The organism is Caballeronia sp. ATUFL_F1_KS4A (assembly GCF_023630905.1).
In the GTDB taxonomy this organism is placed as follows: domain Bacteria; phylum Pseudomonadota; class Gammaproteobacteria; order Burkholderiales; family Burkholderiaceae; genus Caballeronia; species Caballeronia zhejiangensis.
The window spans coordinates 22,538-34,785 of sequence record NZ_JALQEB010000025.1; the positions used below are offsets into that span (position 1 = coordinate 22,538).

Here is a 12,248-nt window from a genome sequence, read left to right on the forward strand (position 1 = left end):
GTCGTTCGTTATCGGGAGCAAAACGCCTGCCGGATGAATCGTCGGCACGCTCACACTCTGGGCCGGAACGTCGCCAGGAGCGCGAGCAGGATCACGAGCGCGGAACGCAGCGACACGAGCGGCGCGCGCCGGATGACGACCGGTTCTTGCACGGGCGGCGGCAACTGCCGCTCGGGTCGCGCCTTTCGCACGCGATGAAAATCGCAATGCGGACACACGCTCAACGTCGCGCCCACTTGCCTGCGGCAACGCGGGCAGTGCACGAGCCGATGCCCGAATGAAAAATGTCCGCTCATATGCGTCTCTCTCATCGACCCGGTTGACGACGTGCTTACATCGAAAGTCCGTGCAGATTCCACCGTTACAACGTGAAGCGCCGCGTGACAGGCACGCGGCGCGATGCTTCATCCGCTGCGCTCGATTATGCGCCGCGGTTAGGTCATCGACTTGAACGTGCTCGTATATGCCGCCGCGTAACCATAACTGCGGCGATTGCTCGGGCGTCGCGGAATCGCGTTGAAGACCGAGCCGACGAGCCTGCCGCCCGAACGCTGCACCTTCTTCACGGTTTCCTCGATCTCTTCCTCGCTCTGGATGCCGGAGCGCAGCACGAGCACGGTCGAACCCGCATCGCTCGCCACGATCGCCGCGTCGGTAACGACGAGGAACGGCGGCGTATCGACGATCACGAGGTCGAACTGATCGCTCATGCGCGCGAGCATGTTGCGGAAGCCCGGCATCATCAAAAGTTCGGAAGGATTCTCCGGATAGCCGCCGCACGACATGAACGACAGTCCCGGCACGCCGACATAACGGATCGCATCGCCGAGCGCGAGTTCGCCCTTCAGCACTTCCGAGAGACCGCCCGGATTCGACTGCTTGAAGAACGATGCGATGTGGCCGCGCCGCATGTCGCCGTCGATCAGCAGCACGCGCAGGCCGATTTCCGCGAGCAGCACCGAAAGATTCGCCGCGACGAAGCTCTTGCCCGCGGACGGAATCGGGCCCGTCAGCATCACGATATTGTTCGGCGCATTGGCGAGATCGCGATACAGCTCGGTACGCACCGCACGCAGCGCCTCGACGGCCGGATCGTGCGGGAAGCGCGTCGCCAGCACGCGGGCGTCGCGGTCCGTGTCGGCGACGTGCGGCATCGCGAACGCGTCGTGCTCTGGCAGATGAATATGCGGCAACGCCTTCGGCGCGCCGCCGTCCTGCGCGCCGGAGTAGGTGAGCGGCGCGTGCTCCACGGGCGATACCGCAATCTCGTGATCGAGCATCGCCTGCTGACGGCTATACAGCACTTCGCCCAGTACCGGCACCGAAAGACGGCGCTCGACGAACATCGGATCGGTCACACCGATCATCGCGTGGCGGCGCAGGAAGATGAAGAACGTGCCGATGAAAAAGCCGAGACCCGTGCCCGCGGCGATCACGAGCGCCTTGTTCGGTTTCACCGGACGATACGGACGCAGCGCGTTATCGACGATATGCGCGCCGCCGCTCGTGCTTGCGCGGCGCACGGACAGCTCTTGCGCCTTGTTCACCATCCCCATGTAGATGGTTTCGGCCACGCGCGCATCGCGCGTGAGCGTCGCGTTCTGGCGCTCGGACGAGGGCATGCTGTCGAAGCGCTGCTGAATCTGCTTGTTCGATGCTTCGAGCTCCGCGATCTGCTGATCGAGATTGACGACTTGCGGGCTGGTGGGCTGGAAACGCTGCAAGAGTTGCGTGCGTTGCAGCTTGAGCGTCGCGAGTTGCTGCATCGACGTGATGCTGCCTTGCAGATAGGCCTGCGCTTCGTTGAGCGGCGTCACCGATTGCGACTTCGAACGGAACGCGCTCAAGTTGCTTTCCGCGCGACGCAGATCGCTTTCGAGGCGCGGCAATTCTCCGCGAATGAATTCGAGCGTCTTCGTGTCGTTGGCCTGACGCGCGTGCACGGCTGCCGTCAGATACGCCTGGCCGAGCGCATTCGCGACATCGGCGGTCAGCGCGGGATCATCCGCGTTGAACGTGATCTGCACGACGCCCGTGTCTTTCGCGGACTCGGCGACCTTCATCGTCTTCTTCATCATCGCGATCGCGTCGAGCGTGTTGAGGCGCGTCACGTCGAAGTGCACGCCCGGATGACCGAGCGCGCTATTGACGAGAATGGACACGCCGTTCGCCGATGCCGGACGACCGATCGTGCCACGCACGAGCACCGCGCCGTCGGGGTCGCGGAGTTCGTACTGGTTGTTGTCGAGCAGAACGAAGTCGAGCTTCTGGTCTTCGAGCGAAGGCGGCACATCGAGGCGGCCGATCTGCAGCGACTCGCCGCCCCATCCGTACGAATCCATGCCGAACCATGCCGGGGAGAGATGTCCCTTCTTCGCGAACAACGAAGCGATCTGACCGAGCACCGGGAACGTGTCCGGCTTGACCTTGATGTCGAAGTGGAACTGTTTCACGACCGGTTCGAGCACGGAGCGGCTCTGCATCACGGAGATTTCCGCGGGCGCGAGCTGCGTGGCCGTGGGTTGAGCCTGCTGCATCTGCGCCTGGTTTTGCGGCGCGATGCCGAGCGCGTTCGGATCAGGTGGATCGACCCGCACCACGACATCCGACGAATAGATGGGCGTGGCAAGAAACGCATAGGCGGTCGCGAGCGCGGCCGTGATCCCGATGAACAGGAACAGCATGCCAAGGTGATCGCGCAGGAGCCTGAGCATGTCGCCCGCGGTGAATTCGCCGTCGTCCTTGCCAGGGCGCGAGGATCCGGAGTTGACATAGAGGGTGTTCAATGGCGCGTCCTCAGTTCGATAAGTCGATAAGTTGAGCGTTGTTTCCCGGGCCGAGAAAAAACAGAAAGCCCGCGCGACATGTCCGCGGTACGTCTTACGTGTTATTTGATCCGGCGCAGGGCCGTCGGAACTTCCAGACAGACTAAAGACGCGAAAGGCTCTTAAAAGCGGGCGAAGCGCGCGATGCTTCGAGTTCGCGTGACGAAGCGCGTTGGCTCGTCGGAGTGCGATATTCCTTGGAAGCACACTCCGTGCCTCGGAACCGCGTCTCGGGATTCGGCGGATGAAACTCGCGAAGCCCTACGAATCGCTTGCTGTAAAACGATACGTTGAGTCCGGAAAAAACGGTGCTGAGTCTATCTTCCGGACACAAACTGCATGCGTCTGTTATGTAGCGAACGTTGCGGGCGTTATAAGCGTGGGGTCGCCGGTTGCGCAAGCCCATTTTCACGCGATAATCGCAAGTTCCGCCCATACTTCATTCGTAACACGAATAGATTGCGGTTTCATGGCATCGGATTGGCCTTGATGAAGTCGCGCACCGTATTGAAGCGCGATTTGCGCGTTTTACCGTCATCGTGGATCACGCCGTAGTTGCCATCGCCGCCAAAGCGCTGATCGTCGTATAGCTCGTACAACGTCACGTTCTGGATGTTGTAGGTCTTCGCGAGCGACACGAATCCCTTCAATGCGTCCTTGCCGATGAGATAGCCCCCCGGGTCCGCGTGCGTGGGCCGCACGCCGTACTCGGTGATCCAGATCGGCTTGCCATAACTGTCGCGCAGGCGTTCGAGCACGTTGACCTTCTTGTCGCCCGCCGCCGTGATCGAACCCATGTTGGAATACCAATGCCATGCAGTGATATCCCACTGCGGAATCGGATGGCCGCGCGAGCCGTCGGGCTGCGTGCCCGCATACAGCATGTCCGTGAAGCCGTAATGCAGCCAGCTGAACGATGTCAGCAGGATCTTCGCGTCGGGATTCGTCTCACGTATGCCTTTGATCAGACCGAGGATCGAGCCGCGCGCTTTCATGAACATCGCGTTGTCGTAGTCCTGCGGATGCTCGCCGCTGCGATCCGAGCCGAGTATCGACCAGTTGTCGTATTCGTTGCCGACCTGGTAGTACGTTACGAGTCCCTTCAGCACGCTTCCCGCCGTCTTGCCGAGCGCATAGCCGCGCTCGAAAGTTTCCTGCTCGTTCGCGCGCTTTTCCGGCTCGAAGGGCGTGACGAGCGCGAGTACGCCGATGCATTGCTTCGCCGCCGCGCGCGCGAAATCCGCCACCATATGCGCGCTTCGTTCACTCGATACATCCTGCGCATACATCGTGACGCCGAGATCGCGGAGCTGTGAAATCTGCAAGTCGTAATCGCTCGTGCCGTAGGCGCCGTGATGTTCCAGATGTCCCGCGATGCCGTAGAACACACCCGTCGATCCGTTTCCGCACGCGATCCTGGGCGTCGCGCTGCTCGCGGCGTCCGCCTTGTGCGTTGCCGAGTGCTTGCTGGAATAGGCGTCGGACGTGCCGCTGCGCGCATAGATCAGAACGGATGCGCAGCACAGCGCACCGAAGAGCGAGACGGCAGCCACCAGAGTTCGCATCGACATTCGGCCCTCATGTAAGCGCGCGCCGTGCTTCGGCGGGCGCGTGGGAATGATGTGACGTCGTTGCCATCATGGCTTGTCGATGAACTGCATCAGCAAGCGGGCGCTTTCCGTCCACCGGAAGCGCTCGGCATGCGCGAGGCCGCGACGTCTCAGGTCTTCGCTCAGTTCAGGCGAATCCAGCAGCTCGCGCAACTTGTTCGAAATGTCTTCGACCGAGTACGGGTCGCAATAGATCGATGCATCGCCGCACGTTTCCGGCAATGCGGCCGCGCGTCCGACGAGTGTCGGGCAACCGTTGCGCATGGCTTCGAGCGGCGGAATGCCAAAGCCTTCGTAGATTGAAGGATAGAGGAAGCACGCCGCATTCTGGTAGAGCGCCCGCAGTTTTTCGTCGCTGACATAGCCCGCCTGCTTGATGTTCGGCGCGCTCGACAGATCGTGCGCCTTGCCGAAGATCGCGGCGTTCTTCATGCCGACGATCACGAGATCGATCGACGGATCGCTCAGACGCATGAACGCCTCGACGAGGCGCTTGAAGTTCTTCGTCGGATTCATGCTGCTCACGGCGAGCACGTAACGCCGCTTCGTGAGCTTGAGCTCGTCGATCACCGAAAGATCGGGCGTGATGTGATCGAGGTGATCGGCCGCGAGCGGCACCACGCCGATACGCTCCGCCGGCACGCCGACATGATGCGCGAGCCGGTCGCGCGAGAACTTCGAATTCGTCAGCACGCAGCTCGACGTGCGCGCGAGAATCCAGAACATCACGTGATACCAGGTGCGAAACTTCCACGAAAAATGCGCGGGCGTATCGAACACCGCGGCATCGTGCATGTAGATGATCTGGTTCGGGCGGAAGATGGAACCCGAGTTCGAAAGATTCACGATACGCGAGCGCCCCGCGAAGAGCGGCAGGACGATCTGCTCCCAGAAGACGCCCTTGCCGAAGCCGAGCTTGACGGTCTGAACGCCTTGCACGGGATCGAGTCCGTCCTGCGGCGGCACCGCGAGCGTCACATGCGAGCCTTGCGGCAACTTTCCTAGCGCGGCGACGAGTTCGCGCGCGACGCGTTGCACGCCGGTGGTCTTCTGGCTCGTGAAGCGGCCGTTATAGACGAGCTTGTTCGTGGCGATTGTCGTATCCATGTGCAGGGCGTCAGAACTGTGAATCGGAGCTGGTTTCATACGATGCAACCTCGTTCGCGCCGAGCGGCTCGCGCGTGGGCTTGTCGGAGCCGAACTCGTACATCGAAAGCCATTGACGGAAGATCGCGTCCATCGAGAAGCGCTTGCTTGCGGATGCTCTCGCTGCGGCCCCCATGCGTGCGCGCAACGACGGGTCATCGCGCAACATCGCGATGTACTTCGCCATATCCTCCATGTTCGATGCAACGAAGCCGGTCACGCCGTGCTGCACGACATCGCGATTGCCGACCACATCGGTGACGACGGCGGGAATGCCCGCGACCTGCGCCTCGATGAGTGCGATAGGCATGCCTTCCCACCGCGACGTCTGCACATAGATATCGAGCCCAGCCGTGAGTTCGAGCGCCCGATCGCGCGTGACCCAGCCGCTGCACGCGACGGCATCCTTGGGCGTGCCGGCGGGCAATTCGGTTTCGTTGCCGCCGATCCACAGGAAGCGCACCGAAGGGTTGGACAACTCGCTCGCGAGCTTCACGAACGCTTCATGGTTCTTTTGAAACATCGCACGGCCGCTCATGCCGATGACGATGCCGCCCGCGTTCGTGTCGACGCGCGGCGGAATCTCCGGAACGTTCACGCCGTTTTCGATCATGCGGGCACGTCGCGCATGCATCTTCGTTTCGATCTCCGAGAGCTCGCTTTTCGAACACGCGACGATGGTGCCGCCGAGCTTCGCGGCGATGCGCTCGAAGCTCAGATAAGCAAACTGCTTCGCGGGCGACACGTCGCGGCGCAGGAACGCGAGACCGTGCGGCGAATAGAACACGCGTGCGCGCGGCGCGGCGATGCGCGCGGCCGCGCGTCCGAGAACGCCCGCCTTCGACGAATGCAGATGGATCACCGATGGATCGCACTCCTTCAACTTGCGGACGAGGCTCCAGAGACTCGTCAGGTCATTCTTCACGCTCACTTCGCGGAACATGCTGACGTAGGTTAGCTTTACTGCCGGATGAAAGAGCTTGGCGAAATTATTGGGTGTTTCTTGCCGGATCGAATGAAGGATCGTTACGCCGACGCCAGCGGCCGCCGCGCGATTGGAAAGCTGCGTCAGCATGGACAGTACACCGCCGCCGAAGGCTTCGGTGATATGGACGATCTCTTTCATATTCAACTCTTCGAATGGCGTTGCGCCGAGCGCCCGCGGCGATACGCAATGAGAAGGAATGGTCTAGTCGTTATGGAAAATGACGTGACACGTTCACGCAGGGCGAACGCATCCGAAGCGGCGGTTTATGGCCACTTCGAGGAACGCGTCAAAAAGCCGGGATATGCGTGGCGAGTACTAATCGCACGATTTGAATACGCGTCCGAAAAGCACACACGAGATCCGGCATAGCATTACTCGTTCCTTGCGCACGGGGATGCCAAGAGCCCCGTCAAGCCTGATGACAAGCCTGGATTTACCTGCCGCAAGCTCCCGGACCAATCAGCTTTGGTCGGATGGGCGCCCCGATGTCGGTCTTTTTTGGAAACATCGTGAAGTCAGCGAAATCTTGCTGACAAATACGGAAAATAAAGCTTATTTGGCGGCCGCAGCATTCTGCTGAGCTATCGCCGTCTCGCAAATCTGCAGAAGGATCTGCAGATCCTTGAGCGGTACCGCGACCGACTGCATGCGCAGGCTCTCGGCCTGATCGGCCAGCCTTTGTACATGCTCGACCGACATTTCTTCTGTTTCCATTCTGCAGGCTCTCTTAATTAAATGCTGCTCATACCATTAAGATAACGACTCGACCTGCATAGGTCGGTTCGTTGACTCACATACTTAAATGCAACTTTGGAGTAGAGCGCAAGTCGAAATCATCCGCTGCGCTCTTCGGGTGCAAAACAAAGCTTTGTTAAAGCGTGTGATTCGATAAATGCGTTACCAATTAGAATCACTTGTTACTGTTTTTAACACGCCAGTTTCACATTTATGGAAAAGCGAATATGCAGCCTGGGAAAGCTTATTAGCTACGACGTATTTCCCCATAGGGTTCACGTCGTTTCAGACCCGGCACTTCCTCCCGCGATCGGGCGCCGACGCTTGAGCAACGGCACGCCTTGCAGATGCAGCGTGAAGGCCATGGCCGCAGCAACCAGCGTCTCGACGATCAGCACCGTAGCCGCCGCGCCTTGCTCGCCGAAGAGCTTCGCCAGCACGGCAAGCAAGCTGAAATTCAGTACCGCGGAGGCCATCAGCACGCGGCTGAACTGTGCCTTCATGCCGAGCGGCAGCATCGTCTGAACACCGAACAGATCCGTCAGGCCGACCATCAACGGCACGAATGCCATCCAGCGCAACACCTCTACGGTAGGCAAGAACTTCGGCCCATACAAGAGTTTTACTGCAAGCGGCGCGCCGAAGAAGATGCACACCGAGATCAGCGACACGATCAGGCCTTGCACGACGAACATCTTGCGCAGGAATGCAAACGCATCATCCTTTGCGTGATGCATGAGAAAGCTCACGCGCGGATAGGCCGCGGTCTTGAGCGGCTGAAGCATGTTCAACGCGGCACGGATCAGCTTGTCGGCCGCGGCGAAATAACCTGCTGCAACATTACCCGAAATAAATGTCAGGAGCACGATGTTGCTCGATGCATAGATGTCGACGATCGACGTCGCCATGAATACGCTCCATCCGTCCTTCAGACGAACGACGATGGTACGGAGCGACACGCGCACGAAGTCGAGCTCGCGCCGCAGATAAAGGTACGTGCAAATCGCGATGCCCGACAGCAGCGGCACCAGAGCATTGACGGCCATCGCCTTATGGACGTCGTCATGCTCGCGCACGAAGAGATACATCGCAGGAATGCTGAGGGCACGTCCGATGAATACGAACAGGCTCAACATGCCGAGATCTTCGATGCCCTGAAAGTACCACGTCGGAATTAACATTGCACCGACTGCCTGACCATAGCCGATGAGAAGCAACTCGCGGTTCTCTTGCAGATAAGGTACGACCGACGTCAGCGCGATGACAACGAAGAAGCCAGCCAATGCAAGCGCGGCCTGCGTGACGATGGTTTCCCAGAACAGCTTCGAGCGCATTTCGCGGCTCTGACGATTGATCGAGATCTTCGGCGTCGCGGTCAGCGAAAAGCTGTAATTGGTGATTGAGATGAAGTATGCGGTGAAGGCGAGGCCGAACGAAAGGCGTCCGTATTCGCTGGGGCCGAGGACGCGCGCGAGCCATGGCAGCGTCAGCAACGGTGCGAGGTATGTGGATACCTGCAGCGTCATCAATATCGTGAAGTTCTTTCGAAATGAAGCCATTGAACGGTTTTTCCCCGGCTTTAGCGCAGCTTGATCTTATGACTATGACGCAGGGCTACGAACCCTGCATGCTCGCCCGTTACGGGCGGGCCATTGCGTGACAACGCATGAAGCGATTAGTTTCGCTCGTACGTATTGCCGTCAATGCGGCGCGGGCCAAAGAGGTCTGCGCACTTGTGCCTTGGCCTGGCATCAAGCGCGCTGAAGTTGAACGAAATGCGCCGGTTCCGGACCGTCGTACACTTCCGGAGAGTGCGCTGTCTGTGCGACAGAAGCTATTTAACAAGGAAAACCCGTATTTGTCAGTGGGTTTGCACACGTAACACGATGATCGGATGCGATCGTTCGATTGAAATTTCCGCGAAGTGCTGGTAGGCGAAAGGCGCGTCAACCGCGAGGCCTTCCCTTCCGACACATGACGTGTCGCAATAGTTCGCCGATAGCATCTTGTGCGAGCGTCGAATGAAAATGCATGCGCATGATGCCGAATCGGTCGTGCACGCGAATTGCTGCGAGCGGCGCAGCGGAGCGCGTTGCGCACCGCTGCCGCAGGCGTGGTAGGCGCTCACATATAATGACTTGCAAGGTTTCTCGCGCGTCCTCGTTCGTCAGGCCAATACGCGCACTGCTACTACGCATCCAGCTTCCGCGACATCAACCGCAACACCGATACACCAAGGATCCACAACCGTGACAACGTCTTTTTCCAGTACGGTCGAACCCGAAGGCGACAAGTCCTTCGATGCGGCCGTCGCAGGAAACGACGGCGTGCTGGTGCTCGACGCCGCCCAGCGATGCCTCTCCGCCGACTCCGTTCTCGCTCATCTCTTCGATCTTGATCCCGCCGCGCTGAACGGCCGCGCACTCGCCGAGACGCCGTTGCCGCGGCCGCTCACTGCGGTGCTCGCCGAGGCTGCCGATGCCGCGCTCGCAGGCAACGGCACGCGTCGCGCGCATGTGAGCTTCGGCGAAGACGACGCGCGGCGCGCCTTCTCGATCATCGCGCTGCCGGGCCCGGATTGCGTGACGCTGATCGTATCGCCGGCGAACGCGCCGGACGGCGAGCCCAGCGCAAAGGATCGCATCGCGCATCTGCGAGCCGAGGCTGCGCTTTTCATGCGCGATCATGTGCTGTCGGTCGTATCGCACGATTTGCGCGGCCCGCTCAACGCAATTCATAGCTGGGGTTATGTGCTGGAGCGCAAGGTCGACGCCAACGATGCCGCCGCGCAGCGCGCGCTCGCGGGCATTCGCTCGGGCGTCGAGCAACAGGTGAAGCTCATCGAGCAATCGGTCGATACGACGCGCGCCGAGACCAAGGCGCTACAGGTCGCGCTCGCGCCGGTCGCGTTGCGACCACTTCTGGAAAAGAGCGCGGCGCTCGCGCGTGCCGGCGTCGCGCGCGCGCGTGACGTGACGATCGACATCGATTCGCCGCTCGCGGAAGAACAAGTCGAAGGCGATGGCGAACGTCTGTTGCAGACGCTCTGGCTCATGCTCGCGTTCGCCGCCGAAGCGAGTCCCGCGGGCGCGACGGTGCGTGTGTCGAGCAACGTCGAGGGCAGCATGTGGCGCACGGACGTGCAATTCACGGCATCGGCACAGGCGCTCAGCGATACGGCCTCGCCGCACGTGCTCGAAGCGTTCGCGCGGCGTCAGGCGCTCGAGCCGCGCGAAGGCGGACGCATCGCATGGGGCCTCGCATTGTGCAAGCGCGTGTCGGAGGCGCATGGCGGCGCGTTCGAGCACAGCGATATCGCCGACAACGCCGAAGTGACGTTATCGGTGCGCGTGCCGGTCGCGGGCATGTAATTGACTTTCGATCAGCTGTCACCCATATACTGACGCTTTCCACTTTCGAAGAGAGTTGCTTTGGCTCAGGTTGTCGCGCTGATCGGCGCATTGTTGCTCGTCGCGTTGAATGGTTTCTTCGTCGCGGCGGAGTTCGGGCTCGTCAAGCTGCGGGCCACGCGCGTCAAGGCGTTGGCACGCACCAATGGCTTGCCTGGCCGACTGCTCGCAAAGGTGCACGGGCAGCTCGACGCTTATCTTTCCGCATGTCAGCTCGGCATCACGCTGGCATCGCTCGGACTCGGCTGGATCGGTGAGCCCGCGTTCGCGGCGCTGCTTCATCCGCTCTTTGCACTGCTCGGCGTCGAGTCGGAGAAGCTGATCGACTCGATCTCGCTCTTCTTCGCGTTCTCCGTCATTTCGTTCCTGCATATCGTCGTTGGCGAACTGGCGCCGAAGTCGTGGGCCATCCGTCGCGCGGAACAGGTCGGCCTGTGGCTCGCCACGCCGCTATATGGCTTTTACTGGCTGATGTATCCGTTCATCTGGGTGCTGAATACGAGCGCGAACTTCGTGCTGCGTCTTTTCGGCATTTCGGCCGAACATGGTCACGACGCGCATTACTCCACGGACGAGCTCAAGCTGATCCTGCGCGGGCGCCGTCATGGCGGCGGCTCCTCGTATAACGAGGACGAGTGGAATACGATCGCGCATTCGCTCGATTTTAGCCGCATGACGGTGTCGGATCTGATGCGTCCGGCGCACGAGCTGGTCGGCTTGCGCAATGATCTGCCGATGCGCGACAACCTCGCCGTGATCGCGCGGCATCGTTTCTCGCGCTATCCGCTTTTCGCCGATGCGTCGGGCGAGCGCGTGATCGGCATGATCCATCTGAAGGACCTTCTGCTTTCAGGCGATGGCGGCGCGCGTGGCATCCACTTCAACTTTTCGAAGGATGCGGTCGGGAAGATCGACAAGCTTTCGCGTCATGTGCGGCCGGTGCAGTACGTGGCGCCGAATCTGTCGGCGCTTGAATTGTTTCGGCGCTTTCGCAAGGGCGCGCCGCATCTGGCGATCGTTGGGCGCAAGGGCGCGAAGCCAATCGGTTTCATCACGCTCGATAACCTGCTTGGCGCGCTCGTGGGGCAGATTCACGACGAGTTTCGTCAGGGCGATGCCGATTGGTCGCGCATGGATGACGGCACGTTAATGGGCAAGGGCAGCTTGCCGGTTGTTTCGCTCGAGCGCGCGTTGGGGATTGATATCGATGAAGGACGCGCGGAGTCGGTTGGCGGGCTCGTAATCAATGCTTTGGGCGATTTGCCCAGTGAAGGGCAGCGGGTGGAGTTCGATCGGTTCGATATCGTCGTGAAGAAGATGAAGGGGCCGAGGATTGTGCTGGTTCGGGTGTATCCGCGGGAGGAGGCGCTTGAGGAAGCGGAATGACCTTTTTGGGTTTTTCTTCGCTTTCGCTAGTGATTTCGCCGGATCCCGTTTTCGTGTCGGTCTATTAGCACTGCCCCTGTGCGGGGCGGCAGTCACTTTCTTTGCTGCTGCAAAGAAAGCAACTGTATTGAGCGTCAAGGGTTGAGTT

At 60.5% G+C, this 12,248-nt stretch carries 9 protein-coding genes; 2 read left to right on the top strand and 7 right to left on the bottom strand.

The genetic code is table 11. The features are described from left to right. Window positions 1-50: 50 nt before the first annotated feature. The 7 genes from NCS03_RS14715 to NCS03_RS14745 form a co-directional block, all read right to left on the bottom strand. The gene (locus tag NCS03_RS14715) at window positions 51-296 is read right to left on the bottom strand and encodes a hypothetical protein (RefSeq protein ID WP_144403777.1); all 246 of its coding nucleotides are present in this window, start codon (window positions 294-296) and stop codon (window positions 51-53) included. A gap of 138 nt (window positions 297-434) precedes the next feature. Further along, window positions 435-2,786, bottom strand: a complete 2,352-nt coding sequence (locus tag NCS03_RS14720; protein WP_008354028.1) for a polysaccharide biosynthesis tyrosine autokinase — start codon at window positions 2,784-2,786, stop codon at window positions 435-437. A 506-nt stretch (window positions 2,787-3,292) separates the two neighbouring features. Then, window positions 3,293-4,396, bottom strand: coding sequence for a glycosyl hydrolase (locus tag NCS03_RS14725; RefSeq protein ID WP_008354027.1), 1,104 nt, complete (start codon window positions 4,394-4,396; stop codon window positions 3,293-3,295). Between the two features lie 66 nt (window positions 4,397-4,462). Beyond that, entirely contained in the window at window positions 4,463-5,542 is a 1,080-nt protein-coding gene (locus NCS03_RS14730; RefSeq protein ID WP_250440374.1) for a glycosyltransferase family 4 protein, read from the bottom strand. Window positions 5,543-5,552: 10 nt separating this feature from the next. After that, a complete protein-coding gene (locus tag NCS03_RS14735; RefSeq protein ID WP_008354025.1) occupies window positions 5,553-6,707 on the bottom strand; it encodes a glycosyltransferase in 1,155 nt (384 codons plus the stop codon). Between the two features lie 414 nt (window positions 6,708-7,121). Beyond that, window positions 7,122-7,283 (bottom strand): hypothetical protein, encoded by a 162-nt coding sequence (locus NCS03_RS14740; RefSeq protein WP_160297408.1) that lies wholly within the window; start codon window positions 7,281-7,283, stop codon window positions 7,122-7,124. 296 nt (window positions 7,284-7,579) lie between these two features. Further along, window positions 7,580-8,863, bottom strand: coding sequence for a flippase (locus NCS03_RS14745; protein ID WP_250529323.1), 1,284 nt, complete (start codon window positions 8,861-8,863; stop codon window positions 7,580-7,582). Between the two features lie 690 nt (window positions 8,864-9,553). Between NCS03_RS14745 and NCS03_RS14750 the strand changes: the two genes are divergently transcribed. After that, window positions 9,554-10,675, top strand: a complete 1,122-nt coding sequence (locus NCS03_RS14750) for a sensor histidine kinase (RefSeq protein ID WP_350029358.1) — start codon at window positions 9,554-9,556, stop codon at window positions 10,673-10,675. A 60-nt stretch (window positions 10,676-10,735) separates the two neighbouring features. Further along, window positions 10,736-12,100 carry a hemolysin family protein gene (locus tag NCS03_RS14755; protein ID WP_008354020.1) on the top strand — a complete coding sequence of 455 codons (1,365 nt, stop codon included), beginning with the start codon at window positions 10,736-10,738 and terminating at the stop codon, window positions 12,098-12,100. Window positions 12,101-12,248: the final 148 nt, after the last annotated feature.